Annotated in this window: 38 protein-coding genes and 1 pseudogene; 27 read left to right on the forward strand and 12 right to left on the reverse strand. The window is 51.7% G+C overall.

The features are described from left to right. Window positions 1-55 precede the first annotated feature (55 nt). The 10 genes and pseudogenes from V3224_RS05685 to V3224_RS05730 form a co-directional block, all read right to left on the reverse strand. On the reverse strand, window positions 56-511 hold the full coding sequence (locus V3224_RS05685) for a phage virion morphogenesis protein (RefSeq protein WP_334469206.1): 456 nt from the start codon (window positions 509-511) through the stop codon (window positions 56-58). Continuing rightward, a complete protein-coding gene (locus V3224_RS05690; RefSeq protein WP_334469209.1) occupies window positions 508-1341 on the reverse strand; it encodes a phage head morphogenesis protein in 834 nt (277 codons plus the stop codon). Before V3224_RS05690 ends, V3224_RS05685 begins: the two co-directional genes overlap by 4 nt. After that, window positions 1325-2785: a DUF935 domain-containing protein gene (locus tag V3224_RS05695; protein WP_334469212.1), complete on the reverse strand. Its 1461-nt coding sequence runs from the start codon at window positions 2783-2785 to the stop codon at window positions 1325-1327. Before V3224_RS05695 ends, V3224_RS05690 begins: the two co-directional genes overlap by 17 nt. Then, window positions 2785-4101, reverse strand: a complete 1317-nt coding sequence (locus V3224_RS05700; protein WP_334469215.1) for a phage terminase large subunit family protein — start codon at window positions 4099-4101, stop codon at window positions 2785-2787. The genes V3224_RS05695 and V3224_RS05700 overlap by 1 nt, the downstream gene beginning before the upstream one ends. Further along, complete coding sequence (locus V3224_RS05705) at window positions 4098-4649, reverse strand: DUF3486 family protein (RefSeq protein ID WP_334467720.1); 552 nt, start codon at window positions 4647-4649, stop codon at window positions 4098-4100. Before V3224_RS05705 ends, V3224_RS05700 begins: the two co-directional genes overlap by 4 nt. A gap of 2 nt (window positions 4650-4651) precedes the next feature. After that, complete coding sequence (locus V3224_RS05710; RefSeq protein WP_334467722.1) at window positions 4652-4963, reverse strand: hypothetical protein; 312 nt, start codon at window positions 4961-4963, stop codon at window positions 4652-4654. Window positions 4964-4965: 2 nt separating this feature from the next. Further along, a complete protein-coding gene (locus V3224_RS05715) occupies window positions 4966-5289 on the reverse strand; it encodes a hypothetical protein (RefSeq protein WP_334467724.1) in 324 nt (107 codons plus the stop codon). Next, window positions 5286-5795, reverse strand: coding sequence for a hypothetical protein (locus V3224_RS05720; RefSeq protein WP_334467726.1), 510 nt, complete (start codon window positions 5793-5795; stop codon window positions 5286-5288). Before V3224_RS05720 ends, V3224_RS05715 begins: the two co-directional genes overlap by 4 nt. Before the next feature lie 106 nt (window positions 5796-5901). Continuing rightward, window positions 5902-6546, reverse strand: a pseudogene (locus V3224_RS05725) (transglycosylase SLT domain-containing protein). Next, complete coding sequence (locus tag V3224_RS05730) at window positions 6543-6896, reverse strand: putative holin (RefSeq protein WP_334467728.1); 354 nt, start codon at window positions 6894-6896, stop codon at window positions 6543-6545. Before V3224_RS05730 ends, V3224_RS05725 begins: the two are co-directional and overlap by 4 nt. Window positions 6897-7129: 233 nt before the next feature. Between V3224_RS05730 and V3224_RS05735 the strand changes: the two genes are divergently transcribed. Continuing rightward, window positions 7130-7897, forward strand: a complete 768-nt coding sequence (locus tag V3224_RS05735) for a DNA adenine methylase (protein WP_334469218.1) — start codon at window positions 7130-7132, stop codon at window positions 7895-7897. 29 nt (window positions 7898-7926) lie between these two features. On the opposite strand, the gene V3224_RS05740 is transcribed toward V3224_RS05735, so the two are convergent. Next, a complete protein-coding gene (locus tag V3224_RS05740) occupies window positions 7927-8964 on the reverse strand; it encodes a helix-turn-helix domain-containing protein (protein ID WP_334469221.1) in 1038 nt (345 codons plus the stop codon). Between the two features lie 139 nt (window positions 8965-9103). On the opposite strand from V3224_RS05740, the gene V3224_RS05745 reads away from it, so the two are divergent. From V3224_RS05745 to V3224_RS05815, 15 genes are all read left to right on the forward strand, one after another. Beyond that, window positions 9104-9337, forward strand: a complete 234-nt coding sequence (locus V3224_RS05745; RefSeq protein WP_026821883.1) for a hypothetical protein — start codon at window positions 9104-9106, stop codon at window positions 9335-9337. Between the two features lie 57 nt (window positions 9338-9394). Beyond that, window positions 9395-9715: an IclR family transcriptional regulator gene (locus tag V3224_RS05750; RefSeq protein WP_334469232.1), complete on the forward strand. Its 321-nt coding sequence runs from the start codon at window positions 9395-9397 to the stop codon at window positions 9713-9715. Between the two features lie 12 nt (window positions 9716-9727). After that, on the forward strand, window positions 9728-10681 hold the full coding sequence (locus V3224_RS05755) for a DUF3102 domain-containing protein (protein WP_334469234.1): 954 nt from the start codon (window positions 9728-9730) through the stop codon (window positions 10679-10681). After that, on the forward strand, window positions 10678-12465 hold the full coding sequence (locus tag V3224_RS05760; RefSeq protein WP_334467737.1) for an integrase catalytic domain-containing protein: 1788 nt from the start codon (window positions 10678-10680) through the stop codon (window positions 12463-12465). Before V3224_RS05755 ends, V3224_RS05760 begins: the two co-directional genes overlap by 4 nt. Window positions 12466-12477: 12 nt before the next feature. Beyond that, window positions 12478-13632, forward strand: coding sequence for an AAA family ATPase (locus V3224_RS05765; RefSeq protein ID WP_334467739.1), 1155 nt, complete (start codon window positions 12478-12480; stop codon window positions 13630-13632). Window positions 13633-13643: 11 nt separating this feature from the next. Beyond that, window positions 13644-13946, forward strand: coding sequence for a hypothetical protein (locus tag V3224_RS05770; RefSeq protein ID WP_334467740.1), 303 nt, complete (start codon window positions 13644-13646; stop codon window positions 13944-13946). A 2-nt stretch (window positions 13947-13948) separates the two neighbouring features. Next, window positions 13949-14179, forward strand: a complete 231-nt coding sequence (locus V3224_RS05775; protein ID WP_334467742.1) for a hypothetical protein — start codon at window positions 13949-13951, stop codon at window positions 14177-14179. Between the two features lie 32 nt (window positions 14180-14211). After that, the gene (locus V3224_RS05780; protein ID WP_334467744.1) at window positions 14212-14742 is read left to right on the forward strand and encodes a host-nuclease inhibitor Gam family protein; all 531 of its coding nucleotides are present in this window, start codon (window positions 14212-14214) and stop codon (window positions 14740-14742) included. Beyond that, complete coding sequence (locus V3224_RS05785; protein ID WP_334467745.1) at window positions 14739-14909, forward strand: hypothetical protein; 171 nt, start codon at window positions 14739-14741, stop codon at window positions 14907-14909. Before V3224_RS05780 ends, V3224_RS05785 begins: the two co-directional genes overlap by 4 nt. Next, the gene (locus V3224_RS05790) at window positions 14906-15148 is read left to right on the forward strand and encodes a hypothetical protein (RefSeq protein WP_334467747.1); all 243 of its coding nucleotides are present in this window, start codon (window positions 14906-14908) and stop codon (window positions 15146-15148) included. Before V3224_RS05785 ends, V3224_RS05790 begins: the two co-directional genes overlap by 4 nt. Continuing rightward, window positions 15145-15774 (forward strand): LysE family translocator, encoded by a 630-nt coding sequence (locus V3224_RS05795; RefSeq protein ID WP_334467749.1) that lies wholly within the window; start codon window positions 15145-15147, stop codon window positions 15772-15774. Before V3224_RS05790 ends, V3224_RS05795 begins: the two co-directional genes overlap by 4 nt. A gap of 16 nt (window positions 15775-15790) precedes the next feature. Further along, entirely contained in the window at window positions 15791-15970 is a 180-nt protein-coding gene (locus tag V3224_RS05800) for a hypothetical protein (RefSeq protein WP_334467751.1), read from the forward strand. Window positions 15971-16107: 137 nt separating this feature from the next. Then, complete coding sequence (locus V3224_RS05805) at window positions 16108-16530, forward strand: gp16 family protein (protein ID WP_334467753.1); 423 nt, start codon at window positions 16108-16110, stop codon at window positions 16528-16530. Next, complete coding sequence (locus tag V3224_RS05810; RefSeq protein WP_334467755.1) at window positions 16524-16898, forward strand: Mor transcription activator family protein; 375 nt, start codon at window positions 16524-16526, stop codon at window positions 16896-16898. The genes V3224_RS05805 and V3224_RS05810 overlap by 7 nt, the downstream gene beginning before the upstream one ends. A gap of 106 nt (window positions 16899-17004) precedes the next feature. Next, the gene (locus V3224_RS05815; RefSeq protein WP_334468105.1) at window positions 17005-17646 is read left to right on the forward strand and encodes a hypothetical protein; all 642 of its coding nucleotides are present in this window, start codon (window positions 17005-17007) and stop codon (window positions 17644-17646) included. A 7-nt stretch (window positions 17647-17653) separates the two neighbouring features. Here the strand turns inward: V3224_RS05815 and V3224_RS05820 are convergent, their stop codons facing one another. After that, on the reverse strand, window positions 17654-17809 hold the full coding sequence (locus V3224_RS05820; protein ID WP_334467759.1) for a hypothetical protein: 156 nt from the start codon (window positions 17807-17809) through the stop codon (window positions 17654-17656). A gap of 433 nt (window positions 17810-18242) precedes the next feature. On the opposite strand from V3224_RS05820, the gene V3224_RS05825 reads away from it, so the two are divergent. The 11 genes from V3224_RS05825 to V3224_RS05875 all read left to right on the forward strand — a co-directional run bounded on the left by V3224_RS05825 (window position 18243) and on the right by V3224_RS05875 (window position 25728). Further along, the gene (locus V3224_RS05825) at window positions 18243-18653 is read left to right on the forward strand and encodes a DUF4054 domain-containing protein (RefSeq protein WP_334469236.1); all 411 of its coding nucleotides are present in this window, start codon (window positions 18243-18245) and stop codon (window positions 18651-18653) included. Then, complete coding sequence (locus V3224_RS05830; protein ID WP_334469237.1) at window positions 18650-19042, forward strand: hypothetical protein; 393 nt, start codon at window positions 18650-18652, stop codon at window positions 19040-19042. The genes V3224_RS05825 and V3224_RS05830 overlap by 4 nt, the downstream gene beginning before the upstream one ends. A gap of 398 nt (window positions 19043-19440) precedes the next feature. Beyond that, entirely contained in the window at window positions 19441-19830 is a 390-nt protein-coding gene (locus V3224_RS05835) for a head-tail adaptor (protein WP_334469239.1), read from the forward strand. Next, on the forward strand, window positions 19820-20371 hold the full coding sequence (locus tag V3224_RS05840) for a phage neck terminator protein (protein ID WP_334469241.1): 552 nt from the start codon (window positions 19820-19822) through the stop codon (window positions 20369-20371). The genes V3224_RS05835 and V3224_RS05840 overlap by 11 nt, the downstream gene beginning before the upstream one ends. Continuing rightward, window positions 20372-21850, forward strand: a complete 1479-nt coding sequence (locus tag V3224_RS05845) for a DUF3383 domain-containing protein (RefSeq protein ID WP_334469242.1) — start codon at window positions 20372-20374, stop codon at window positions 21848-21850. 9 nt (window positions 21851-21859) lie between these two features. Next, window positions 21860-22300, forward strand: a complete 441-nt coding sequence (locus tag V3224_RS05850; RefSeq protein WP_334469244.1) for a phage structural protein — start codon at window positions 21860-21862, stop codon at window positions 22298-22300. Next, window positions 22300-22710, forward strand: coding sequence for a phage tail assembly chaperone (locus tag V3224_RS05855; RefSeq protein ID WP_334469246.1), 411 nt, complete (start codon window positions 22300-22302; stop codon window positions 22708-22710). Before V3224_RS05850 ends, V3224_RS05855 begins: the two co-directional genes overlap by 1 nt. Before the next feature lie 11 nt (window positions 22711-22721). Continuing rightward, window positions 22722-22901 (forward strand): DUF6889 family protein, encoded by a 180-nt coding sequence (locus V3224_RS05860; protein WP_310509987.1) that lies wholly within the window; start codon window positions 22722-22724, stop codon window positions 22899-22901. Continuing rightward, window positions 22888-24855: a lytic transglycosylase catalytic gene (locus V3224_RS05865; RefSeq protein WP_334469250.1), complete on the forward strand. Its 1968-nt coding sequence runs from the start codon at window positions 22888-22890 to the stop codon at window positions 24853-24855. Before V3224_RS05860 ends, V3224_RS05865 begins: the two co-directional genes overlap by 14 nt. Continuing rightward, a complete protein-coding gene (locus tag V3224_RS05870; protein WP_334469252.1) occupies window positions 24855-25439 on the forward strand; it encodes a phage baseplate protein in 585 nt (194 codons plus the stop codon). Before V3224_RS05865 ends, V3224_RS05870 begins: the two co-directional genes overlap by 1 nt. After that, window positions 25429-25728, forward strand: a complete 300-nt coding sequence (locus tag V3224_RS05875) for a phage baseplate plug family protein (RefSeq protein ID WP_334469254.1) — start codon at window positions 25429-25431, stop codon at window positions 25726-25728. Before V3224_RS05870 ends, V3224_RS05875 begins: the two co-directional genes overlap by 11 nt.

A 25728-nucleotide genomic window follows, 5' to 3' on the forward strand; every position in this document is an offset into this window, starting at 1 on the left:
ACGTCCTCGGGTATCGCGTTGTATCCTTTAACCACCCGAGCGCGTCAGGCAGCGCTTAGCGGAGGCTAGCCTGTTGCAAATAATCAAGCACCTCATCGAGCAGCTGGCGTTTGACTTCAGCCTGTAGCTGTCCCCCCTCGGATACCGGCAGGTAAGGGCGCGGGGGCAGCGTCACTGACCCACCCCGCCCCGCTTTCCCGCCCTGTTGATGGATACGTGCATAAACGCGATTCGTGCCGACCCGTGCCTGATGCGCATCATAGTCCGGCGTCACGCTGCGGCGTAAATACCCGTCCTGGGAGAGCGTCATGCCCTGGCGGGCGAGGGCCGCAACCGACGGCTGCCAGCGTGGCCGCCCCTGCGCCTCAAAGTTCAGGTCAGTAGCGGTTTTCAGCGTTTCAGACCAGCGTCGCATCAGCGGGGTCAGGTCGTAAGCGGCGTTCTCCAGGCGCTTTAGCGCCTGTTTCAGGTCGTTATCGGTTATCTCAACCGACAGGAGAGTGGGTTTCATTGAGTGCCCCCGAGTGCTTTGCTAGCGACGGCGTGTAACGGCCCCTGATAGCGGGTTAAGTCCGGTCGATACCCTTCACCGGGGTTATACGACCAGCCGATATCCGGGGAAAACACCGTATGATTGTCAAGTGTCAGCTGGGCCACCGGCTGCATTTCGCCGGTTTTGCGCGAGACGACTTGCAACGACCAGCGCAGACGGTCGCCGGACGTTTCCACCGTGAGTCCTCGCGCTTTGATGTCCCGTTCAGACAGGGCTATCACGCTGCAGCGACAGCGCCAGCCATTGGGCGGGTAGAGTGCACGCCATACCGGGTCATCGGCAGGAAACACCCGGCCATGCAGCGCCAGGTGGCTTTTGCGGGTGCGGTTATCGCGTATTGCCACATACATCCAGTAGGGACGCGCCGCAACATTCTCCCGCATTTCTGCCCAGCGCCCGGCGTTGTACAGGGTAGTGAGATTGGTGCGGTAAATCGTCTCCAGTCGCGGCGGGCTGCCTAATTGCACCGTGACCGGCTGCCCGCTCACGGGGTCGGTGCTATCCTGCTCCCCCCACCATCCCTTGGCCTGCAGTACCGGGGTCAATTCCTGAGCAAACCACTGGCCGGTTTTGCCTTCCGCCAAGGTGGTTTCCAGCGCCTGATAAATGTCCTGCAGAATATCCAGTTGTGTCACCTTGGCCACCGTCGCGCTCTGGGCATGGGCCTGCTGCCAGACATCCTGCCAGTCCCAGGAAAAGGTAAAGCCTTTGGCTTTCAAGTAGGCTATCGCCCGTTTGGGCGGCAGGCTAAACAGTGCCGTCAGTGCGTTATCATTGAATGTCGGCATGTAACCTCCCCCAGACGTTGGCAACAAACATCACCCTGGCCAGGGTTTCCTGTAGCGCCTCTGCCTGCATCTCGGGGTAGAGTGCGGCCAGTTTTCCCCTCAGTTCGCGGGGAGCCACACCGGATTGTACGGCTTGAAATAACGGTGACAGTAGTGGTTGTAGCGTCTTATCTAACGAGCCATCTTTCATCAGGCTGTCTAGGGCACGGTCAAGCTGTGCCTGGGCATCGGATGCGGTCTTGGTGTCGTTCTCGGCAAAGGTCAGCGGCGGTGCGGCGGAAGAGGTGGCGTGTGGCGCGCTTTCCATCAGCAAATCGCCCGGTTGCAGGCCATATTCACGCTGATAGTATTGCGCGCTGAAAAAGCCTGCCGTTTGCGCCAGACTCTGGTCACGTTTGGCCTGCACCTCATCAATGGTCTCCTGCTCCCACAGTCGCCAGGTCGGCACCGGCACATCACCAAAGTTCAGTTCAACCAGCCAGCGAATCACCTGATTCACCGCACTCATCACCATCACCGCATCGCCATCGCGGATATCGGCGGCCACTTCCAGCCCGGCCTGGGCCGAGGCGTGATTGGTTTCGGCTTCGGTAGTCTGGTTCTGGCCCAAGAGCGCAATGGTAATTTCACTGCGCGCCATCTCAATCAGGTCTTTATACAGACGGCTCGACGCACCTTTGGTGGCGGGCTCCTTGAATTCAATACTGCTGTCATCCGGGATAACCGCCACCGCATCCTGCACCATCTGCTCGAGGGAGTGCAGCAGCGGGCTGATATGCGCCTGGTCCTGGCTACGCGGATGATACCCCACTACCCAGGGGGTGCCGTATTTTTCACTAAAGCGCATCCAGAACGACCAGCCGGCCTTCTTGAACGTCACCGGCCAGAAGCACAGCGACAGGTCGGCAAAGCCGTAAGGGTTATCAAAGGTGGCGTCTTGCGTGGCCACCACAAATTTGCGCGGCGGTAATAACTCGCCCGCCAGTCCCGACTGCTGGGCCTGAAAGCGCAGGCGATTCTCGGTATCAAAGGTAAACCACTCCGGTGGCTTGCCCACCACATCGGTGACCACCAGATGGCGACCGTCTTTTGCCCAGGTCAGTTCGGCGGGTTGATAGCCAAAAAAGGCCGCCTCCAGCAGCTCCCCAATGAGGCGGTTCATGTCCCACTGTGCCAGCCTCTGTTCAATAAAACGCACCACAGGCGCAGGTGCCTGCCCCGGCTCCAGTCCGCGCTCCAGGCATTTGACCGCCGATTTACGCCGCCGGATACTGCTACCCACCAACGGCTCAGCGCGTAACTGGCGGTAGACGCTAATCGCCTGGCCTCTGGCGCGTAATATCGGGTCGGGATTGGGTAAATGGCCGAACAGTTGACCCAGGCCCGCCGGACTGCGGGCGCGGGTCGCGATGTCACTGAACAACGCTTTTTTATCGACAATCATCAATATCCCTCCAGCAAGGATGAGGCCTGACGTGGGCAACAGGAGTAAGCCCGTACTGGCCCCTGCGGCTGGTCGGCAGCGTTAAGCGCTAAAAACAGCGCCCAGGCACGGTCAGCGTGCCCGGCGGCATCGCTCTCGGCCACAAAACGCGGCGCGCCAGTCGGACTCATCACTTTTTTCAGTTTATGCAAATCGGCCCGTAGCGCCCCGTCTCCTTGCGGCAAACGCAAGCGCCGGTCTTCAAACACCTCTTTACCGCGTGTTGCCAGCGTCAGCTTGTTGCTGGGCGTGAATAACACCCCTTCGACCCGCGTGCTGCCATGACGGCGTTTGGCATCTTCCACCGGCTTTTCGCCGAGACCAGTCTGGTCGATGCAGCACCGCAGTACCCGGTAGTGGGCAAAGACCGCATCGAGCAGCGCATCCTGTTCGGCAAAGGGGGCACGCTTGCGGGTAATGATGTCGCGCGTCCAATACACATCGCCCACCTGTTCAATCACCCATATCACAAACAGGTCATGGCGCAGACCGATATCGATACCGACAAAACAGGGGCCACCCTGATAGTGCTCAGGCTTGCCCGCCTGCGGGTGTTCAACGCCATCAATCAGGTCATAGGAAAGCCAGGCGGCGGCTTCATCCAGCCAGTGCAGTTCAAATTCCTGCGCCCAGGCGTCTTCATCATTGAGCGCCTGTTTGAGGGCGGCCACATCCCGTGGCAGGCCGTCTTTGACCGCCTGGTAAATATCGACCCGATGGCGCGACCAGACGCTGTCCAGCGACGGGTCGGTCATCAGCTCATAAAACTTGTTGCCCTTGCCATTGGGGGTGGAGGTGACGCGCAGCTTGTAGCCGTTCGATATCACCGGAAAAAGCGCCGCCCAGATTTTGCGACTGTCGGCATGAAAGGCAAATTCATCGAGAAACACATTAGCGGCAAAGCCGCGCGCCGTATCGGGGTTAGCCGGGAGTGCAGTAATGCGTGAGCCGCCGGGCAGCACCGCCTCCAGCAGGGTGTAACGTTCGCTGCCTGGGCCTTTTACGCTGCCTTCAATTTCACGGATAGCCAGACCGTAGGCCTGACAATGTTTTTTCACCCCTTCTTCCATCGCCTCTTTGGCCTGGCGCTCACCGCGCGAGAGAATGACCCAGCGGGTGCGACCGCCACGGGCCTCGGTCTCAAAGCAGTCGTCAACCAGCTCTAGCGTGGTGGTAAAGGTTTTGCCGGTCTGACGGGCAAACTGGCCGATTTTAAAGCGCGACCGGTCGAGCAGCCAGTGCTGTTGGTAAGGGTAGAGTTCAGCATTTTTGCTCATGCGATAATCCCATAAATTTCTTCACGCACCCGCTTCAGGGTCTCCAGACTGACATGTCCCTTGCCTTGCTGCGCTGCTTCCTGCTCCAGCGTGGCCATTTCCGCGCTGATTTTTTTAAGCTGGCCTTGCAGTTTTTTCAGGCTGACGCTGGCATGAATAATCGGGGCCAAATTTTTCGCCATGCGGGCAAAACGTTCAGCCCGTTCAACCGGCGACCCCGCTTCTTCCTTGATGGTTTGTGCCTCCAGCAGGCTATTGAGTAATTCAGTCTGCACCAACGCCATAATGGATTCTGAGCGGGTATCCTGGTCATCGGGCGCACCCTTGGTCAGTTGCCGCGCCGCTTCAGTCGCGTCACGAATGGCGGCAAAGCGGCGTTGTACCTTCTGGCCATAACGAGAAATTTGCGCCCGACCGATGCTATAGCCTTTCTCACGCAGCAAGGCTTCCAGCTCCCGGTAGCCACTGAAATTACGCTCGGTCAGCGCCCGGTCGAGCCATTCACGCACCGAGACGGGCAAGACTTCGATATGACTGCGCGGTGCCATCGTCACTCCCTCCAGTATTTGGCCGGGCGGGCAATGCCGGGGATATCGTCGGTGACGTATTCCACCAGATTGACCCCTTCCGGCGTCAGCGTGGCCGTCCATGAACGTGCGGGCGGTCGGGTCAGGCGAACCAGACTGAAGCCCTCAAGGAACAGCAACTCTTTTTGCAGCTCCAGCATGGTCATGTCCGGGTAAAGCGAATGGCCCACATCCCACAGTAGCCGGTCATTGGCCGGATACGGCCGCGCCTTGTTGACCACCTGCAGTAACACCCAGCGCAACCCTTCGCGGCGTGCCTGTTCGGTCTCTATCATTCTTATCCTCCTGCCACCTGACGCAGTTGTATCGTTTCCAGCTTCTGGTAAATCGCGTCTAACCGGGACTCCACCACCTGCTGATAATGAATAAATTCGTCGCGCCGGACGTAACGTTCCGGCACCTCCACTTTGAATTCCAGTACCTCGCGCTCAAGGCGTACCCCTTTATCGGACGCCTCGCGCATCAACCGCTCCAGTGATGCAAACCGTTCGGCCTGACGCTTTTCGGTCTCGCGGATAAACCAGCGGGCCAGCCCCGCGAGAAAGCCCGCCAGCCCAAACAGATAGCTCACCAGTACCCAAAAATCGACCTGTAATGTCATGGTGTTAATCCTTCAATATAATCCAGTAATCCATTGACCTGTGCCCGCCAGACCTGACATTGCTGCCCGTTGTCGGTGATATTGGCGAGGATATCACGCTGGGTAACTGGACTCGGGGTGTGTCGCTCGCCAGGGGTCTCAGCTGACCGGGTCGGGTTGCCAGTGCCGCCGGTAAGGGCGGCAACGCCTGAACCATCAACGTCTGACAGCCCGAGGGCGGCGTTGTAGTGCTGCACGAAGCCACGAGTAAATACGCAGGACATAGCATGAGGCTGGCCTTTTTCATCCCGCCAATGTTGGGTAACATCCTCTATCCGCCTTGTTAAGTGTTGGGTTTTGTCACGAAGTTGCGCAATGCGATTCAGGTAGTCCTGTTCAGCCTGATGCGCCAGCTTCACCTGATGGGCAAATCGTTGTTGCAGGGCTTGCAGGCTTTGCGCGGCCTGCTCGGCGCGCTGTTTTTCCTGCATGGCAAACGTCTCGCGCAGCTGACTGAGGGTTGCCACGCACCGTTCGGTTGCGCGACCTGCGCCTTGCGTGTAGCCGTGCCACCAGATACCCGACAGCAGCGCCATTACCAGAACCCCGCCGAGGCTTTTCAGGCTGACTGCACTAAACACAGCTTGCCCCTCCCCAGGTCAGGTAACGCGGTGCCAGGCTTTTTAAAATACGGCGGGGATAATGGCGATTCTCACGCCAGGCACTCACGCGACGTCCGGCATTGACCCGTTCAATGTGGTGAAACCAGCGCCCACTGTCGTGACCGAGACGTTTGGCCAACTGAAGGTCACGCTGCACCCAGCCCAAACCGCCGTTGTAGGCCGACAGGGTCATCGCCATACGTTCACAGCGATTGACCGCCGATAATCGTTGCCATAGCTAGTTATCAAAACTCACCACCGCACGTAAACTCCAGCTGGGATTGAGTGGCGCTTTGGCCGCCAGTGCCGGCATTACCTCCCCAATCCAGGCCGTGGTCGCGGGCATAAACTGCCCCAGACCCTGCGCACCGATACGGTTGGTGATGGCCGGCTGCCAGCCACTTTCGTGCTCAATCTGGGCGGCAAAATCCGCCACTGGCGCATTAAGCCCCCACACCAGACGGGCGTTGCGTATCAGCTCAGCCCGGTATGGCAGTGCGGCTTGTGGGGGACGCGCCGCATCGGCATCAAGCGCGCCACCAAGGAGCACTATCAGCAAAAGGAATAACAGCCATCCGGGGTCGCCCTGCGGACGTTGATAGCGGTTCATGGTCATAACCCCATCGCCACACTCAGACACACTGCTGCCACAATCACCGCGCGACGCAGTTGGGCTGCCGCAAACACCTGATGGCAGCCGCCGCGTACCGGATGTCGACCCTGTGCCACCTCCGGGTGGTCATGGTGCAGATATTGACCGGGGCGGGCCTTGGGGAACAGCGAACGGTCAAGCCAGTAACCCACGACTGCCGCCAGGGTGATTAAGGCCAGCTTGTAGAGCACCACCGGCAATTGCTGCGGTGAGACCAGGCCAATCACCAGCAACAAACCAGCCGCAGTGAGCAACCAGCCGCCGAGGCGTGGGGTTTTAAAGGGGGGTAACATCAATTTTTTTCGGGTTTTCATGGCGGTCTCCCTCAATATCAGGCAGACAGTGTGACAAGGCAGTGCGCCAATCGCTTTTAAAGCGGTTTACTAGTGGGGATAGCCGGTAGTCGCTAGATTACGCTCAGCAATTGCCCCGAATGGGGCAAGGGAAAAAGCGCGACCCGCCCTGTGAGTCAACCGTGGCGCTTTCCGTTCTCGAGAACAGGAAAGAGTCTACACGAATTTCCATTAGTGAAAAAGGCTTACAGTGAATGCAACAATATTTTTTACCGATACTGCCCTGGATGGGCGGTAAACGGCGGCTGGCAAAACAGATTTTACCGCGCTTCCCGGCGCATACCTGCTACGTCGAGCCGTTTTGTGGCGCAGCGGCGCTCTTCTTTATGAAGTCACCCAGCAAAGCGGAGGTCATCAACGATATCAACGGTGAGCTGGTCAATCTCTATCGGGTGCTGAAACACCATCTGGAAGAGTTTATGCGCCAGTTTAAATGGGCGCTGGTCAGCCGGGCGATGTATCACTGGTTGAAAATGACCCCGACCGAGACCTTAACCGATATCCAGCGGGCAGCCCGCTTCTACTACCTGCAAAAACAGGCGTTCGGTGGTAAGGTGGCGGCGCACACCTTTGGCGTGACTACCACCACGGGGCCACGCCTGAATCTGTTACGCATGGAAGAAGAGCTGTCGCTCGCGCATCTGCGGTTATCACGCACCACCATAGAACAGCTGGACTGGGCCAGCTGCATTGCCCGTTATGACCGTCCGCACACGCTGTTTTACTGCGACCCGCCGTATTGGGGGACCGAGGGCTATGGCGTGGATTTTGGTCTGGCGCAATATGAAAAACTGGCGGGGATGGGACGAGACCTAGCGGGCATGATGATTATTTCGGTTAATGATATTCCCGAGATGCGGGCAGTGTTTCGAGGCTTTGCGATGGAGAGCGTCCCGATTCGGTATAGCCTTAGCAGTAATCAGCCCACCCAACGACGTGAGCTGATTATTACCGTCAAATAACCCTCTCCACTGCAACGGAGAGGGATGGGTCATGCGCGGCTGCGGGCGGCTTTTTTCTCTGCCATTGCTGTCAGGGTGCGTTTAGCCACTTCGCGGGTTTCACCCGGAATATGTCGAAAGGCAGTTAATACCTCTGCCTCTTCCTCATCCCGCACTACATCGAGCGCACTGGCTTCATCGCTGCGCTCACCAGTCATCACATAAAGAAGATCGACTCCTAACGCTTTCGCCGCGATTAAGTAGCCCGCATCAGGATGTCGTTCGCTTTTTTCATAGTTGTATTGAGTGAGCTTTTTAACCCCGCACCGTTCGGCGAAGATTTCCTGGCTAAGCCCCAATCGCAGGCGCTCGGATTTGAGGCGTTCTCCCACGCCTTCTAGCGTCAGCGTGACCCACTGCTGTGCATCAACGGGTGTTTGTTCATCGCTTGCAGCAACCGACGAGGTTTTGCCCGCCAGTTGCTGGCTTAGCTGTTGCAGTTGCTTCTCTTTTTCGGCGACCAGTTGTTGACTGCGTTTAAGGGCTGCCTCATCTTTACGTAACGCTGCCTTTAACTCCCTGACTGACATGCGGTCAACATCATCCAGTGTCAGACCCGCGATGGTGCCGCCTTCGGCCAATTCCGCCAGATCATCGTCGTCTTCCAGCATGAGTTCATAGAGTTTTGAACGGCCTAAACCTGAAAACGTATTCACCTTTGACTCAAGTGTCGGTGAAAGATATTTCAATGCTGCTTGTGCCATTTTTCGTGCTATTCGATATTCAAGACCTAACTGCTCTTGTACTATCTTCATGAATGTTCCATGTGGCTCATTCTCCTTAAGAATAATCAGCCGTTTCCCCGCCTCCAGCATGGCTTCGGCACTTTGCGCCATATAGAAGCGGGCTTCATGCACAATCCTTTCCCGTTCATAGGGTAGCCCATCCCCAAAACGTGCCATTACTTCCTGTTGGGCGCTGTTTTCTGCATTTTTTTCAGGGTATGCAATTGCCCCCCCCCCCCCCGCAATCGTGATATTGTCCGCCGTAGTTACAGACAGGCTGGTTGCCGCTTTTTTCTTTGCCATACAGGTCTCCTTTAGGCCGATAACAGCCAGTGGTTTTTTACGGCAATAAAGAACATACAAAAACAAACAAAAAAGACTTTACATTATTTTGAATGCCATTGTATATTTATTTTTAACTTTTTATGACGGAGGTAACACCATGTCACTGCAACACCCCGCCGACTTTAAGCGCAATTTTTATGATCGTGTCTATCAGAACTACCCGACGGTGGCGGCGTGGGCACGCCAATCCGGCTTCAAACCCTATCAGGTTTATATGTTGCTTGATGGCTCCTGCCAGGGCTGGCGCGGGGAAGCCCGCAAAATCAAACAGGCGATTGAACAGATAATGGGTTCTCCCATGCCATCGGGAAAAAAGCGCCATAAAAAATAACATTCGCCCGTTTCACTGACGGTAACACAATTTCCATTAATGAAAAAGAGGCATCCGATGAAAAACACCTTATTACTGCACCCTTCTTCACGCACACGACGGGCGCTGCGTATTTTGAAAGCCATGAAAGGGCATTACCGCGATGGCCTGTCCAATAAAGCCCTGGCGGCGCTAATCAATGACTCTGCGGCCAATATCAGTCGCACCCTGCCATTTTTAGTGGAAGAAGGAATGATTGAGAAGCGCTTCAATGGGAATTACGGCCTCGGTGAGGAATTGATACAGATTGCCCTGGCCTTTTTTGATGAAACCGAACGGGCGCAAATCAAGATGGCAGAAAGGCATGGCCGCTGCGTAGCATCAGCGTCAAAACCGTAAGAGGAAAAAATAATGGGTAGAAAAGCGTTACCGATAACGGCTGAAATTGCCCCCGAACAGCCTTTGGCACCGGATTTAATGAACAACCTTAATGCCCTGGCTGAACATCAGCAGGCCATTATGGATAAGTACGGCGAGGGGTTGCCCTATGAACGCGAGCGCATTGTGCATGAAGCGCGCTTCTATATGGCACAAAGTGCCGAAGCCATGCTGGAGGCGGGGAAACGGCTGATTATTCTTAAGGAGAATGAGCCACATGGAACATTCATGAAGATAGTACAAGAGCAGTTAGGTCTTGAATATCGAATAGCACGAAAAATGGCACAAGCAGCATTGAAATATCTTTCACCGACACTTGAGTCAAAGGTGAATACGTTTTCAGGTTTAGGCCGTTCAAAACTCTATGAACTCATGCTGGAAGACGACGATGATCTGGCGGAATTGGCCGAAGGCGGCACCATTGCGGGCTTGACGCTAGACGAAGTTGATCGCATGTCGGTGCGGGAACTAAAAGCAAAACTGCGTAAAACGGAAAAGTCACTTGAAGCCAGCCGCCGTCTGGCCAATGAGAAAGATCAAAAGATCAATGAACTGAGCGAAAAACGCCTGCTTAATCAGCATCGCCCGTTAGGGGAAGAAGGCATACGCCAGCTCCGTGAAGAAATTGGCCTGGTGGGCTTTGATGTTAAAGCCATATTAATGGGGCGCTTTCGGGAAGGGCTGGAAAAACTGAGCAGCCACAGTGGTGATATCACATCCCACGCCGACTATTTAGCGGGCTTGCTTAATGATATTGAGTTTGAAATCAATGTGTTACGTAGTGATTTTTCGTTACCCCACCACGCAGTATCAGCGTTGGTGCCTGACTGGACAAAAGCCGATGCGGATGCCGACGATGCGGATTTTCAGTTACCGGAACACCTGCGCGGCACCGGACAGGATAATGTCGAGGAGGTGGTGCAATGAACCCCATCCTGACCGAACGTCTGTTAACCATTGCCCAGACTGCTGAAAGAGCCGGGCATGGCGGCAAAGACGCGGTGTATCAGACAGGCTGTCAGGCACTCGGTATTTCCAAAGCCACGCTGCTGCGAAAAATCAAACAGGTCAGTTATAAACCGCCGCGCAAGCAGCGGGTGGATTATGGTACCAGCGCCCTGACACGCGACGAAGCCCTGCTGATATCCGGCGTCATCATGGAATCTGAACGCAATAATGGTAAACGCCTCTACAGTCTACAGCAAACGGTTAATGACCTGCGGGCGAACAACCTGATTGATGCCGGGTATATTGATAATGAAACTGGCGAGTGGTTTCCGCTGTCGGTCGATGCCATCAGCCGGGCACTGTACCATTATCGCCTGCATCCCAACCAGTTACGGGTACCTGCCCCGTGCGTTCAATTAAAAACCGGGCATCCCAATCATGTCTGGCAGCTGGATGCGTCGCTGTGTGTGCTCTATTACCTGAAAAATCCCGCCAAAGGGCGCACCACGCGCGATAGCGGCCTGCGCATGATGAGTGAGGCCGAGTTTAACAAGAACAAGCCCAAAAATCTGGCCCGTATTGTCAATGACCGCGTCTGGTCATTTGAACTGACCGACCACACCAGCGGCTGGATTTACGCCGAGTACCGCTTCGGCGGCGAAACGGCACAAAACTTTACCGATGTGCTGATTAATGCCATGCAGGAGCGCAGTGGGGCCGACGTATTACATGGTGTACCGCGTATCCTTTATACCGACCCCGGCTGCGCGCTGGTCTCAGCCACGATGCGCAACCTGTGCAAAACCCTCGGTATTCAACTTATCGCCCATAAAGCCCGTAATGCCCGCGCCACCGGCTCAGTGGAAAAGGCGCGCGATATTCTGGAGTGTAGTTTTGAATCCGGCCTGCGGTTTGTGCAAGTCGATAATATTGATGAACTGAACCACCGGGTCGGGTTATGGCGTAAAAAGTATAACCGTACCGCGCTGCATCGCCGTACCGGCATGACCCGTACCGACAGCTGGCTACGGATCACTCCGCAGCAGTTAATCAAGGCACCACCCGTTGAAGTGTGCCGCGAACTGGCGGTGAGTCTGCCGGAAAACCGTAAGGTCAATGACTATCTTCGCGTGTCATTTGGGAGCAAAGAATATGACGTTAGGGGTGTGCCGGGTGTTTGTAACAACGATTGGCTACAGATAGTCCGTAACCCTTGGCGCGACAGTGAAGCACAGGTGGTGATAATCAATGAGGACGGCATGGAAGTCTTTTACCGGGTACCGGAAGTGGTGAAAGACGAGTACGGTTTTCCCCTCAATGCCCCAACATTAGGCGAATCCTTCAAGGCATTACCCCACACCCCGGCGCAACACCATCTGGCGGAAGTCGAGCAGGCGATGTATGGCACCACCTGTCCCACCGAAACCGCTGCCGCGCAAAAAGCCAAAGCGCTGCCACTGGGCGGTCGCTTTAACCCTTATCTGGACAATGAACGCGATACCCCACCCATTTACCTGCCCAAACAGGGCCAGGCTTCCACGGTTTGCGCGCCACGTTTTGAAGAACGTTTAAACCCGGTCGTGGTGGTTCAACAGTTGCGCGCGCGTTTCCAGGCGGCGGGCAAGACCTGGCGCAGTGAATTTTACACCACGCTAACCCAACGCTTCCCGGACGGCATACCCGCTGACCAGGTCGACGCGCTGGGTGATGAGCTGATGGCCCAGTCCACCGAGGTGGTGGTCAGTCTGGCCAGTCACGGTTAACGGGAGGCCATCATGCTGAAACTCAAAACCCTGTTACAACACCACAACCTGACCCAGGCAGCACTGGCCCGTGCGCTTGACCTTTCCGAGGCGACGCTGGCGCAAATAGTCAATCACCATCAGTGGCCGAAACAGGATACCGACGCACTAAAACACCGCATCCGTGGCTGGCTAAGTGACCAGGGCATCGCGGCGGACGACTGCTTTGACGGGGTCACATCCAGCAGCAAGGAAAAGCACACACCACCTAGCAACGAGGAAGACACCATGTTACTGAAAAAACAGGTATTACTGACTGCCACCAAAAAGCATTTTGGGCTGTTTCGTGCCCCATTTGACGACAACGCGGTACAAGGTCATGAAGATGTGTTTTTAACCCCTGAAAGTCGTTATGTGCGCGAGGCGTTGTACCAGACCGCCAGCTATGGCGGCTTTATCGCGGTTATCGGTGAATCCGGCTCGGGTAAAAGCACGCTGCGACGTGACCTGACTGACCGCATCTATCGGGAAAACGCCCCGGTGGTGGTGATTGAACCCTACGTGCTGGCGATGGAAGACAACGACCATCAGGGCAAAACCCTGAAAGCCGCCAGTCTCGCCGAGGCTATTGTCCATACCCTGGCCCCACTGGAAAAACTCAAACGCTCGCCGGAGGCCCGCTTTCGTCAGCTACACCGACTATTAAAAGAGAGCAGCCGCGCCGGGTACAGCCATGTACTGGTGATTGAAGAAGCCCATTGCCTGCCCATCCCGACCTTAAAGCACCTTAAACGCTTCTTTGAGCTGGAAGACGGCTTTAAAAAACTGCTGTCCATCGTCCTGCTGGGACAACCCGAACTGGGCGACAAGTTATCCGAGCGCCTGTTAGCGGTCAGGGAAGTGGTACAGCGCTGCGAGGTAATTGACCTGCCGCCGCTAGATGAACACTTGAACGACTTTCTTGATTTCAAGTTTAAACGCGTCGGCGGCGACCTTAGCAAAGTCCTTGGCCCGGATGCGATACCGGCACTGCGTCAACGCCTAAGCTGGCTGCGCCCGAAAAAAGACACGCCGGTCAGCCTGCTTTACCCCTTGGCTATCGGCAACCTGCTGACCGCCGCCATGAACCTGGCCGCGCAAAACGCCATCCCGGTTATCGACGCCAATATTATTCACAGTGTGCATTAAAGGAGGCTTTTATGCTGAACCCCGCCGTGACCATTAAAAACCCGTCAGCGATGACCTACCAGGCCATCCAGCAGCAGTTCAGGCAATGCCTGTCGGTGATGGATAAACTCAGCCAGGAAGGTTTTATCGTCAGTCAGTTTACCGTTGATGGCTATAGCCGTCCGACCCTTACCCTGCTGCATGACCGACGGTGTGATGCGTTATATAAAAACGGCCATGCCGTTCGCTATGCCCTGGGTACTGACCGTCAGGGCCGCTGGGAAAAATACCAGTTCCTGCAAGATAACTGCCGAATCACCTGGGAGGTACGTTAATCATGACAACACGCCCTGTCCGTATTACCGCTCGCCAATCGGTTTATTTGGCAAAGACCGTCGATATGCCGGAACAGGACGATGAAACCTATTTGTCGATTTGCGAGAACTGCCGTGATTTTGATGAACAAGACCAGCGTCTTGGTGAAATCGCGACCCGATACAACATGAATTTATTTGAGCATATTCAACACAGTGACGCCCTGGAAGACATTATTTTCGAGCGCGTTTAATTCCCGACGTTGTTAATGAAAAGGTAAAAAAGATGGCAAAGAAAATAACGCGGCTTAAAGCCGCGGCGGGTGCCTGCACGCCGCAAACCCGTGAGCAGGTAATAAACGATATTAAAAATCTGGGCGATATCCAGCGGGAAATGACCCGACTGGAGACAGAGATTAATGATGAAATTGCGCGGTTAACCCATCAACATGCGGCTGATATTGAAGCCAGGAAAGCCCGCATCACCCTGTTGCAAAGAGGTATCCAGACCTGGTGCGAGGCCAACCGTGAGGCGCTTACCCAAAACGGCAAAACCAAAACCGCCAACCTGATAACCGGCGAGGTGTCATGGCGTAACCGCCCACCGTCCGTTTCGGTAAAAGGGGTGGATGATATCATTCAGGCGCTGGAAGAAAACGGACAGACCGACTGCATTATTCGCAAAGCACAGCTTGATAAAAATGCCCTGCTCAAAAATCAGGACACTATCCAGCGACTGAATATTCCCGGCATTACGTTTCGCAATCAGCTTGAGGATTTCATTATTACGCCCTTCGAGCAGGAGGTGACCTCATGAGCTATCAGGAAATAAAACCTCTGCGCCGCCAAATTGAAAGGCACATAAACCGCGCCATGCATCACCTGCAGGCAGACCATTCTGCCGCCGCGTATTGTGAATTTCAAAATGCCTTCGAGATATTGGCCGAACTCATCGTCGCCTTAGATAAGGAAAACACGTTATGACCATTACCTGCATCAGCTGCCATCAGGCAACGCGACGCCTGAATCCTACCCAGGCCGAGATCATCCAACAACCGGAAAGCGGCGAGTGGGGGATTGACCTGTTACTGACCTGTCCACACTGCGGACAGCGGTATAGCGCCTGGGTACTTAATTGGGATGTCGTGCCGCTAAAAGGTATCACGGCAAAGTCGCCATCAACACCACCCCATCATCAAACGCACGAGGTAAATAAACCATGAACCTTGACCTTTGGTTAGTTTTTTTAGGCGGTGCCTTGCTCAGTGCCGTATTACCCGGCGCTGGCGCTATCCTCACGCTTAACCATGCCTTCCAGCGGGGATGGTGCAAGACGCTACCGCTTATTGCCGGTCAGGCGACCGCATTAGGCTTGATGGTACCCATTGTGGCACTAGGCACGGAAGCGTTGCGCGCTTCAGCGACAGCCTGGCTGTTACTGAAAGGCATTAGCGTACTCTGGCTACTGTTTGCCGCCTACCGAACCTGGCGCGCACCAGTCATCATGGATGCTTACGATGTCGTGACATTGACCCGCTGTGCGCAACGGTTCTGCTGGGGTTTTCTGACCGATATCACCAACGCCAAAGCGCTCGCCTTCCTACTTGCCACACTACCGGTCTTTCTTAATCCGTCCCAATCGTTAGGGCCACAAATTACCCTTATGACTCTGACGATGGTAATGGTCGATGCGCTGATGATGACGCTTTACGCGCTCATTGCCGCCCGCTTGCGGCCTTATTTTCAATCGCCCGAAACCCGCAAACAACAAAACCGCCTGTTTGCCGGTTTCTTGGTGTTCATTGCGGTCAGCCTTTGTTTTATTGAACATCCGACCTTAATTCAGTGAAAGAGGATAAATTATCATGTGGATATTAATTTTAGCCCTATACGCCAGTCCCTATGCCGGTAATGCTTTTTCCACGCTGCATACACAGGCGTTTGACACGGCAACCGCCTGTCAACAGGCCGCCAAACAGTTCGCAGAAAAATTTGAAACCTTCAAGGATATGGATGCCAAGGCGATTTGCGTGAAGAAGTCATAGCGGAAAAGCGGCGTTTACTGCATTCAATTGTATAATAACGATATTCATTTTATAATCCTTCAAAACCCGAAGGATTATTTTTTTATTCATGGCATAAGGAATCCTGACCCCGACCACAACGATAAAGGACGCCTCCGATGACCCGACAAAAATACCTGCAGTTAATCCATATTGCCGCCCACCACCTCAAACTGGATGACACGACTTACCGCCAGATGCTGCACAGGCTAACGAGGAAAACATCAGCAAAAGCCCTGAATATCGGTCAACTGGCGCAAGTGTTAAACGCCCTAAAAGCCAAAGGTTTTCGTATCCAGCCGACTCAACCCACGACGAAAAAGCAGACCGACCGTCCGCAAATCCAGAAAATGCAGGCCCTGTGGCAGGCAATGGCCGATGAGGGCATTGTCCGGGATGCGTCAGCAACAGCCCTGGCCCACTTTGTTAAACGGGAAACCGGCGGTGATTCGCCTTACTGGCTAGATAGCCAACAGGCCAGCCAGGTTATCGAGAAACTCAAGCAGTGGCAAAAACGCGTGGCAAGGACAACCTCATGCTAGAGCATACCTTTCGCAGTAAAGGGCCGGAGTTACTGGTTGAGCTGGCCGACCACACGGCGCAGATCGTCAGACAGATTATCGATGTTGACCCCGCTGTTGCCAGCCAGATAGGCGATGCCGTCGCCAGTCAAATGATGGCGGTATGGGGCGGGCAAAATGTCTATTTCCCGATGGGGCTGATGTGGAAAATAAACCAGCGCGACCGGGAGATATTTGCCGACTTCAATGGCCATAACCACCGCGCCCTGGCACGCAAGTACGAAGTCTCGCTACAGTGGATTTATTCCGTGATAAAACGGGTTAAAAAAGAAGAAATTGCTCGCATCCAGGGCAATCTGTTTGAAGATGAAGATAAGCCGTCTCGATGACTGTTTCTCGTTTCACATAGTGAAACGTCGGAGAGAAAAATATAACCTATACACCAGATAGTGAGCATTGGTTTAATGCTAACCAAACAATAGAAGGATATTTCATATGCTCGATTCATCACTGCTAAATCTGCCCTGGGCAACATTGGTGACGCTGGCTTCTGGCTATGTTGGATACTTTATTGCCAATGTTGGTCTGAAAGAGCACCACAAAACCGTTGACATAACGTTTTCGACATTAGTTTTTGGTCTTATATCTGCAACCGCTTATGAATCCGTCACCGTATATGCGGTTTACTGGTCAACCCTTGTAGCGCTGGTTACCGCAATAATAACAGGAGCCGTATGGCGTAAATACGGGCGTAGATGGATGTACAAGCTCATGCGCGCCTTAAACATCTCATGGTCTGATGGCACCCATTCCGCGTGGCAGCAGCTGTTCGGGCAGATTGAGTACCGAGCCACTGAAGTGTTTGTTATTCTCAAGGATGGCAGCGGGTTATTATCGCGGCCTCTGGCTCGTTTTGAAGGGCTCCCTAATGGGCCGTTTGCGCTGGGCAATACGGGAGACGTCATTCTTTATGTAACACACCATAGCGCACCAGATAGTGATGAATGGCGCGAGTTTGCTGGTGTGATCGATGACTCCTGGGGGGCGCTGGCGACCTACATTCCTGCAGAGCAAATAGCTAGGGTGGAAATTAGGAGGAACAAGATTAAAACTGCATCCACGCCTCCTAAGGTTTAGCTATCACTCATTTTTTAGGACGGATACCAGGCGGGTTATTTGACTGTTGCGATGGGGTGGGTTTATTCTCCTTGCTGGCATCTTTTTCAAACGTGACTACTCGGTCATTTTTGGGATTCTCTGTAAAGTCGGAACTATCATGATTGTTGTTCTTGGTCGTCATGGAAACTTCCTCTAAATGAAATCAATCGTAGTAGATTCGATTCTATACTCAACATACTTCAAGATGCAGGCGACTATTCAGCAAAAAGCACGGGTAGTAAGGCCGTTAAGCTTCCTTTCCCTGCATCTTGAAGTTTATTGAGTATAGTTCAGTAAAGAGGATGGTTTCAATTAATGGGTTTTAAAACATGATTTCTGTTTCACTATGTGCAACTTAATCCCTCTGACTTGTCCCAGATAGATCCAGTTTGTCCCAGGTAGATCCACATTTATCGCACGTTTCCCGTTTAAATATCTCACGTCCTATCAGTTTGCCAAGACACATAGTATTGTCCTTAATCCCGTAAAAGCGCAAACCAAAGAAACAGTGAATACCAAGAAAAAAGGGAAAGAAGAAATCAACCAGGAACCTGAAAATAATAAAGAGGGTATCGATGAGTCAACGGAACAAACACCTGCCAACGATCCAACAATTCCGCAATGATTTTCCTCAGTTTAACGATGAGGTTAAATTTCCTGATTCACAAATTCAGCTTCGTTTAAATTTAGCCGACAAATTTCTCAGTGAAAATGTCTCAGGGAGTGATGTCTTTCCTTATTGGGTGGGGTTATTTGTTGCGCATTATCTCACGCTTTATGCCATGGATGCACAGTATTTAAAGGTTGGCGGCCTTGCTGGCTCAAGTTCAGGGGTTGCTGCTTCGGAATCGGTCGATAAAGTGAGTGTCAGTTATGACAATAGTATGACACTCAACCCCAACGCAGGATTTTGGAATAACACCCGTTTTGGCGCGGAATTTTATCAGTGGGTACTGATGTTTGGCGCAGGAGGACGGCAATTGTGAAAAGTGGCGTCATCTTACGCATTGACAACACGGGTAAATTGTTTGATGCCCTCGCTCAACTTGGCAAAAAAGAGGTACTGGTGGGTATTCCGGCTGAAAATAGCAATCGCAATGACATTCCCTTTAGCAATGCAGCGATTGGTTATCTCAACGAGTTTGGCTCACCGGCTAAAAACATTCCGGCTAGGCCACATTTAATACCCGGTATTCGTTCAGTTCACGCCAAAACTAGCGACGAACTTAAAATAGCCGCTAAAGCCATTCTGGATGCTCAGCCGGATAAAGCAGAACAAGCGTTAAATCGAGCAGGTCAAATCGCCGTTCAAGGCGTGCAAGCCGTCATTACTCAAAGCAAATTTGTGCCATTGGCGGACAGTACATTAACCTGAGTTCGGGATAAGGAATATAAAATTTTTCATTATATATTCAATTAGTTAACTTAAAATAATTACATAAAGTAGTGCTTAATTTTGGCTTTTTCATGATTTTAGCAGAGAAAATAGCTTATTTTTTTAACTTACGATCATTAAAAATTTTTCCGTTTTTTATCATTTTATTGATTTTAAAAGGTTTTTATTAATAAGTGAGCTATTTTTATTTTCCCATAACTACTGCTTATCCCGAACTCAGGTTACATTAACTGCCAGAGCACGACGAGGACGTAAAGGCGCAGCGAAAGAGCTTGAGAATCGAAGAACCGGTTTACTGCCAGATAATACTAACGCGAGACCGCTGATTGACACCGGTATCTATCGTCGTTCAATTACCTATGTTGTGAGAAAGAAAAATGCCAATGCTTGATGTTACGCGGGTATTACTCAATCCCCGTTTTAATGACCCTACGCTCACCTATACTCGACGGGAAATTTTGATTGATGATGAAGGTATTACTTCGACAAAAGAAAGTACGTATCCTTTTTCAGGTGTCGTTACTGTAGATAGTTCAATTGAGGCGCAAATACGGACATCGGGTCAACTGGTGAGTGGTCGAATACTGGTGGTGACCACAACCCGATTGATTGCAGGTGAAACTCATCATATTGGTGATATTGTCACTTATCAGGGGCGCAACTATCTGGTGAAATCCGTCGATCCTTACACCGCTTATGGTGCGGGATTTGTTCAGGCGCATTGTGAACTGATGCCGTTTGACGGAGGTACCGCGTATGAGCAATAACAGCAGTACCGAGGCAGGTTGGCTAACGCCCTTTGATGATAACGCTTTGTATAATGAAGGCTTAGATCGCCTGTTAACGCGTTGGGTTTGTGGCGTTTCTGGGTTGCCAGCAAAACACGTTTTACCTCGCTGGCAACGCGAACCGGCACCGTTGCCATCCCCTGATACCAACTGGTGTGCGTTTGGCCTCATCGATATTGAGAGTGAGGCGAATCCCGCCTTAGTCAATCAAAGCGATGAATCAAACGAACTTTGGCAGTACGAAACCTTAACGTGTATGGCCTCTTTCTACGGAAGAGAAGGTATGGTTTATGCCACGCGATTTCGTGATGGCATTATGCTCAGTCAAAACAATGCTGAACTAAATAAATTCAATCTTACACTCGGTAGCCACAGTCAAATTAGGGCGTTTCCAGAGCTTATCAATAATCAGTGGGTAAATCGTTTTGATTTCACCGTTCATCTACGTCGCAAAGTGGTACGTCGCTATCACATAAAATCCGTGAAAGATGCCGACGTTACATTTTTTGGAGAAAAATAAATGTCTAAAGGTTTACCCGTTTCAAGGGTGGTTAAGGTCACGCTTGATATGTCACCACGTGCCGCAAGCAGCCGCAATTTCGGTTCACTGCTGATTGTCGGTGACTCACCCGTTATCGATCCGCTTGAGCGATTATGGGCGTATTCCAATATTGAGGAAGTCGCCAATGATTTTGGTACAACCGCACCCGAGTATCAGGCGGCTTCACTCTATTACCAGCAGTCACCAAAACCCGTCGATCTATATGTTGGCCGATGGGTGAAATCAGCTTCACCAGCCTTGTTGCGTGGGAGCATATTAACCGAGGAAGAATCAACAATAAGTAATTTCACTTCCATTACTGACGGCGCAATGGTTATCAGTGTTAACGGCAAAAACGTGAAGTTAAGTGCGGTTGATTTTTCGCAAGAAACCAATTTAAACGGTGTCGCTGCAAGAATTAGTGAAAAAATGACTACCTCCACGATGACATGGAGCAGTAATGATCGCCGATTTGTTGTCACCTCCAATACGGCTGGCAAAACAAGCGCAGTGGGTTTTGCTTCCTCGCCAGAATCAGGCACTGACTTATCGGCGTTGTTGAAACTCACCCAAGAGAGCGGCGCAACACCGGTTTCAGGTATGGACGGTGAAACTATCGTTGATGCAGTGACAACCTTGGCAGATTTTTCGAGCCACTGGTATGGACTGGTGGTGACGTCTACCCTTTCTACCGATGAAGTGAAAGGCATTGCCAACTTTATTGGGGCAGCAGGGAGCGCCAGAGTGTTTGGTTATACCACCCAAGATACCGCCGTACTGGATAGCACGAAAGCGGATGATATTACCTCCGTGTTAAAACAAGCGAAATATCAACGGGTGTTTACCCAATACTCATCATCAACACCCTATGCGGCAGCATCGGCTTTTGGTCGGGCGTTTTCCGTGAACTTCAACGGCAATAACACCACGATCACCCTCAAATTCAAACAGGAGCCTGGTATAAAAGCAGAAACATTAACCACCTCACAGGCCAATACGCTGGCGGCCAAAAACTGCAACGTGTTTGTCAATTACGATAACGACATTGCCATTATACAAGAAGGCGTGATGGCTAATGGTGATTTTTTCGATGAACGCCACGGTCTGGATTGGTTGCAAAATTTTGTGCAAACCAATTTGTACAATCTTCTCTATACCAGTACCACCAAAGTCCCTCAAACGGAGCAAGGCAGCACGACACTTTTGACCAATGTTGAGCAATCCCTGGCTCAGGCGGTCACCAATGGACTACTCGCACCGGGCGTATGGAACGGTGGCAATATAGGTCAATTGGCTAACGAGGATACACTTACCAAAGGGTATTATGTCTATATTCAACCGCTTGCGGAACAGGCGCAATCCGAGCGAGAAAAACGCAAAGCGCCGCCGATTCAGGTTGCCTGTAAGTTAGCGGGTGCGGTGCATTTCGCTGATGTCTTAATCACCATTGTTCGATAAGGAGAAAAAATGGCTGCTTATAGTTTTGTTGATGTTTCCGCCACGCTGACCGGCCCCACTGGGGTGATAGATTTGGGTTCTGGCTCGGCGAACTCGGAAGAAGGCATTGTGGTGACGATGACCGAGGCCAAAAACACCATGACCATTGGTGCTGATGGTGAAGGGATGCATACCCGACATGGCGGAAAATCCGGCACCATTACTGTGACGCTGATTAAGGCTTCGCCAGTTAATAAAAAACTGATGATTGCCTATAACGCGCAAAGCGTGTCATCTACCCTTTGGGGTAATAACGTGATTGTGATACGTAATCCGGTATCCGGCGATATCATCACCGCGCGCAGTTGCGCATTTCAAAAACTCCCTGATTTACAAAATGCAAAAGAGCCAGGGACGTTAGCCTGGGTCTTTGACTGCATCAAGATCGACGCTTTATTAGGAGAATTCTAATGGAAATAGAAATTAACGGTCATGAGTATCGCGCGACAAAACTCAGTGTGTTTGACCAACTTAAGGTAGCGCGAAAATTGTTACCCGTGTTATCCGGTTTAACGGGTGAATGGCAAAAGTTACAACAAGGGGAAATGCCAATGGCAGCGGTGTTACCCGCTATGGCAAATGCCATTGCCCAAATGAACGATGAAGATTGTAACGCGATTTTGCACCCTTGTTTAGCCGTGGTTTCACGAAAAAATACCAGGATATGGACACCCATTTTTCGCCAAGGCGAATTGATGTTTGATGATATTGACTTGAAGACCCTGCTTGAGATTGTGGCACAGGTGATTGGAGACTCCCTCGGTAATTTTTTTCACGCACCCCAAGGCGACGAGACAGCCAGCCTCCCACCACAGGATTAACCCTCGATTCAATGCCGGATGGTAAGGACTTCTTACGCCTTCCTGTTAAGTATGGCTACATTAAATTCGACAAATTAAAAGATGGCTCAATTGATTTGGCAGATTTAGCTGAAATGAATGAGTGGATAGACATCGAACAGGATAACGAAGCGCGAATTGCGCGTTGGAGAAATCGTCATGGCGAATGTTGAAACGTTGCGGGATTTTCTCATCAGCCTCGGTTTTAAGGTTGATGACAGTGGCCTGCGAAAATTTCAATCCGTTGTTACCGGTGTGAGTGCCAATGTTGTCAAACTGGGGGCAACTGTTGAAGGGGCTGCACTTGCCGTCGTGGGATTTACCACGCAAATTGCGGCAGGACTAGATAAGATGTACTGGGCGTCACAGCGTACAGGCGCCAGTGTTAACGGTATAAAAGCATTAGGGTATGCCGCCAGTCTCACCGGCAGTAGCGCAGAAGCGGCAAGCGGTTCACTTGAAAATCTGGCGCGATTTTTAAGGAATAGTCCGGGTGCGGAAGGATTTTTAAATCGTCTTGGGGTGCAAACACGAGACGCCAATGGCAATTTGCAGGATATGAGCGCTATTTTCACCCGTGTGGGGAATAAACTGGCTTCGATGCCCTATTACCGCGCCAATCAATATGCTCAACTACTCGGTATTGATGAAAATACCTTGATGGCAATGCGTAGAGGCATTAATGCCTTTTCTGCGGATTACCAGCGGATGCTTAAGCAAACCGGATTTAACGCAGACGTTGCTGCCAAACATTCAAACCAGTTTATGACCTCGATGAAAGGATTGACGGGGTTATTTGGTATTTTGCGCGATAAGGTTGGGTCAAACCTGGCAGGGGGATTGAGCCGAGAGATAGATAATCTACGCAAAAGCCTGCTGGATAATTTTCCTAAAATTGAGAAGATATTAACGAGTATAATCAAAGGCATTATTCGAGCCGGTGAAATGGTGGGGCGCGTTATCTGGCGAATGAGTCAGGCGATCGGGCAGATTTTTGACTGGTGGCGCAACTTAGACGAAAAATCTAAAAAACTCATCACGACCTTTAGCGGATTGGCAGCGGCTATCTGGGTGCTCAATCGCGCATTCTTTGCCTCGCCCATCGGGATTATCACCGGCCTGATTGCTGCTTTACTGTTACTTTGGGAAGACTACCAGACATGGAAAGAAGGCGGAAAATCCTTTATCGACGGGTCAAAGTGGGAAAGTGAAATCGATCTGACAAAAGCCGCCTTCACCTGGTTAGGTGATAAACTGAATTCACTCGCCCAATTGGTGGGTGGTTGGCAAAATGCGCTTGAGCTATTGGCTATTTTTATCGCTGGTGCATGGGTGAGCAAGGTGTTAGGGGCTTTTGGCAAAATTGCCAAATTACCTATCCCGCCTTGGCTAAAATTATGGGGTCTCTATGCGGGGTATCTGATTTCAGATAAAGATAATATCAGCGATAGCGCAAGCGCGTCATGGGATTACAACACCCGACAGGTGAAACGCGCGATTGGTAACGGTTTGGATTATCTAGGTTTTGATAATAGCTGGGCAACCAAAAATCAAGGCAGCAATATCCGAGATAATATCGCTGATGTGCCTACCGGCGACATGCCAAGGGGTATTCGTAACAACAATCCGGGTAATCTGAATTTTGTTGGGCAACGCGGTGCAGTACGTGAATCACCTAACGGAAGATTCGCCAAATTCAATACCGCATTTGAGGGCTTACAAGCCCTTTCTTCACAGCTTAATCGCTACGCTGAAAGAGGCTTAAATACCGTTGAAAAAATTATTAGCACCTGGGCTCCCGCCAATGAAAATAATACTCGTGCCTATATTGATAAAATATCCGGTAAATTAGGGATTTCCCCTGACACGGTATTGAATCTATCTAATCCGGCGGTCATGACATCGCTCATGTCTGGCATCGTTGAGCACGAAAATGGTCGCCAGCCGTATAGCCAGGCAATGCTCTATCAAGCCGCGAATGCGGGTATGGGAAATAACATTGACCAGAATATCACGATTAATGTTGAAGGTGCACCTGACCCATACGCCACTGCCAATGCGATTGCCGATAAACAAACGGGCATTAACGCCAGACTGATTGGACAATTAACCCAGCGAGCCTACTGATGGATATGCTTTCTACGCTTTTTTCTCAACGTTCGCGCAAAATTGGTTTACTGGTGCCGGATGTCATTATCTCAGAAAAACATCACGACACCCTTGAAATCACCGAGCATCCGGTTGAACTCGGCGCGGAAATAGCCGATCACGCTTACAAACGTCCGGCGGAAGTCACGATGGAGGTGGGTTTTTCAAGTGGGGGATCGCTGCTGGATTTTTGGGACACATCAAAATTGGGTATTAGCGTAGGGTTAAGCGCACCAGAAATTTACCAGCAAATTTTAGCGCTTCAAGCCAGCCGTCAACCGTTTGATGTCATAACCGGTAAGCGCAAATACCAGAATATGCTCATTCGGGCGATTGAGGTGACCACCCATAAACACACGGAAACCGTGTTGATGGCGATATTAACCTTACGGGAGCTTAACATCACCCAAACCCAAACGGTTAATATCAAATCTACCGATGCAAAAAATATGCGGGAAGGGAATGCAACGAGTGGCGTGAGTAATACCGGTATGAAAACGCCAAAACCCGTAGATAATCGCAGTCTATTACAGCGAGGAGCCGCATTTTTTAATGGAAATTAACGAAATACCGCTTACCCCCACCAACCAGCAATTTACGATTAAGCTATCCGATACCGTGTGGCAATTTCGCCTTATCTGGCGTGAAAGTGCAGGATGGGTACTGGATATGCTCACGGTTGATATTCAACCGGTGATACAGGGTATTCCGCTAGTCGTGGGTGAAAATTTACTTGCCCAATATAGCCATCTTATCAGTGAAGGGAAGCTGGTTTTGCTCTCTGATGAGGAAAGTGACATCAACGCCAATACCTTGGGCACCACCGTAAAATTATACTGGATCACGGACTGA

Origin of the sequence: Arsenophonus sp. PmNCSU2021_1, assembly GCF_036919435.1 — a bacterium.
Classification (GTDB): Bacteria; Pseudomonadota; Gammaproteobacteria; order Enterobacterales; family Enterobacteriaceae; genus Arsenophonus; species Arsenophonus nilaparvatae.

Coding starts and splice junctions, on each gene's coding strand:
- V3224_RS05835 (WP_334469239.1), top strand. CDS start 19,441: ATGCCAATGCTTGATGTTACGCGGGTATTACTCAATCCCCGTTTTAAT.
- V3224_RS05865 (WP_334469250.1), top strand. CDS start 22,888: ATGGCGAATGTTGAAACGTTGCGGGATTTTCTCATCAGCCTCGGTTTT.
- V3224_RS05690 (WP_334469209.1), bottom strand. CDS start 1,341: ATGCCGACATTCAATGATAACGCACTGACGGCACTGTTTAGCCTGCCG.
- V3224_RS05765 (WP_334467739.1), top strand. CDS start 12,478: ATGCTGAAACTCAAAACCCTGTTACAACACCACAACCTGACCCAGGCA.
- V3224_RS05810 (WP_334467755.1), top strand. CDS start 16,524: ATGCTAGAGCATACCTTTCGCAGTAAAGGGCCGGAGTTACTGGTTGAG.
- V3224_RS05775 (WP_334467742.1), top strand. CDS start 13,949: ATGACAACACGCCCTGTCCGTATTACCGCTCGCCAATCGGTTTATTTG.
- V3224_RS05855 (WP_334469246.1), top strand. CDS start 22,300: ATGGAAATAGAAATTAACGGTCATGAGTATCGCGCGACAAAACTCAGT.
- V3224_RS05685 (WP_334469206.1), bottom strand. CDS start 511: ATGAAACCCACTCTCCTGTCGGTTGAGATAACCGATAACGACCTGAAA.
- V3224_RS05875 (WP_334469254.1), top strand. CDS start 25,429: ATGGAAATTAACGAAATACCGCTTACCCCCACCAACCAGCAATTTACG.
- V3224_RS05785 (WP_334467745.1), top strand. CDS start 14,739: ATGAGCTATCAGGAAATAAAACCTCTGCGCCGCCAAATTGAAAGGCAC.
- V3224_RS05840 (WP_334469241.1), top strand. CDS start 19,820: ATGAGCAATAACAGCAGTACCGAGGCAGGTTGGCTAACGCCCTTTGAT.
- V3224_RS05860 (WP_310509987.1), top strand. CDS start 22,722: ATGCCGGATGGTAAGGACTTCTTACGCCTTCCTGTTAAGTATGGCTAC.
- V3224_RS05820 (WP_334467759.1), bottom strand. CDS start 17,809: ATGACGACCAAGAACAACAATCATGATAGTTCCGACTTTACAGAGAAT.
- V3224_RS05800 (WP_334467751.1), top strand. CDS start 15,791: ATGTGGATATTAATTTTAGCCCTATACGCCAGTCCCTATGCCGGTAAT.
- V3224_RS05715 (WP_334467724.1), bottom strand. CDS start 5,289: ATGACATTACAGGTCGATTTTTGGGTACTGGTGAGCTATCTGTTTGGG.
- V3224_RS05870 (WP_334469252.1), top strand. CDS start 24,855: ATGGATATGCTTTCTACGCTTTTTTCTCAACGTTCGCGCAAAATTGGT.
- V3224_RS05705 (WP_334467720.1), bottom strand. CDS start 4,649: ATGGCACCGCGCAGTCATATCGAAGTCTTGCCCGTCTCGGTGCGTGAA.
- V3224_RS05695 (WP_334469212.1), bottom strand. CDS start 2,785: ATGATTGTCGATAAAAAAGCGTTGTTCAGTGACATCGCGACCCGCGCC.
- V3224_RS05700 (WP_334469215.1), bottom strand. CDS start 4,101: ATGAGCAAAAATGCTGAACTCTACCCTTACCAACAGCACTGGCTGCTC.
- V3224_RS05710 (WP_334467722.1), bottom strand. CDS start 4,963: ATGATAGAGACCGAACAGGCACGCCGCGAAGGGTTGCGCTGGGTGTTA.
- V3224_RS05750 (WP_334469232.1), top strand. CDS start 9,395: ATGAAAAACACCTTATTACTGCACCCTTCTTCACGCACACGACGGGCG.
- V3224_RS05795 (WP_334467749.1), top strand. CDS start 15,145: ATGAACCTTGACCTTTGGTTAGTTTTTTTAGGCGGTGCCTTGCTCAGT.
- V3224_RS05825 (WP_334469236.1), top strand. CDS start 18,243: ATGAGTCAACGGAACAAACACCTGCCAACGATCCAACAATTCCGCAAT.
- V3224_RS05740 (WP_334469221.1), bottom strand. CDS start 8,964: ATGGCAAAGAAAAAAGCGGCAACCAGCCTGTCTGTAACTACGGCGGAC.
- V3224_RS05730 (WP_334467728.1), bottom strand. CDS start 6,896: ATGAAAACCCGAAAAAAATTGATGTTACCCCCCTTTAAAACCCCACGC.
- V3224_RS05850 (WP_334469244.1), top strand. CDS start 21,860: ATGGCTGCTTATAGTTTTGTTGATGTTTCCGCCACGCTGACCGGCCCC.
- V3224_RS05760 (WP_334467737.1), top strand. CDS start 10,678: ATGAACCCCATCCTGACCGAACGTCTGTTAACCATTGCCCAGACTGCT.
- V3224_RS05805 (WP_334467753.1), top strand. CDS start 16,108: ATGACCCGACAAAAATACCTGCAGTTAATCCATATTGCCGCCCACCAC.
- V3224_RS05770 (WP_334467740.1), top strand. CDS start 13,644: ATGCTGAACCCCGCCGTGACCATTAAAAACCCGTCAGCGATGACCTAC.
- V3224_RS05745 (WP_026821883.1), top strand. CDS start 9,104: ATGTCACTGCAACACCCCGCCGACTTTAAGCGCAATTTTTATGATCGT.
- V3224_RS05845 (WP_334469242.1), top strand. CDS start 20,372: ATGTCTAAAGGTTTACCCGTTTCAAGGGTGGTTAAGGTCACGCTTGAT.
- V3224_RS05780 (WP_334467744.1), top strand. CDS start 14,212: ATGGCAAAGAAAATAACGCGGCTTAAAGCCGCGGCGGGTGCCTGCACG.
- V3224_RS05755 (WP_334469234.1), top strand. CDS start 9,728: ATGGGTAGAAAAGCGTTACCGATAACGGCTGAAATTGCCCCCGAACAG.
- V3224_RS05790 (WP_334467747.1), top strand. CDS start 14,906: ATGACCATTACCTGCATCAGCTGCCATCAGGCAACGCGACGCCTGAAT.
- V3224_RS05735 (WP_334469218.1), top strand. CDS start 7,130: ATGCAACAATATTTTTTACCGATACTGCCCTGGATGGGCGGTAAACGG.
- V3224_RS05815 (WP_334468105.1), top strand. CDS start 17,005: ATGCTCGATTCATCACTGCTAAATCTGCCCTGGGCAACATTGGTGACG.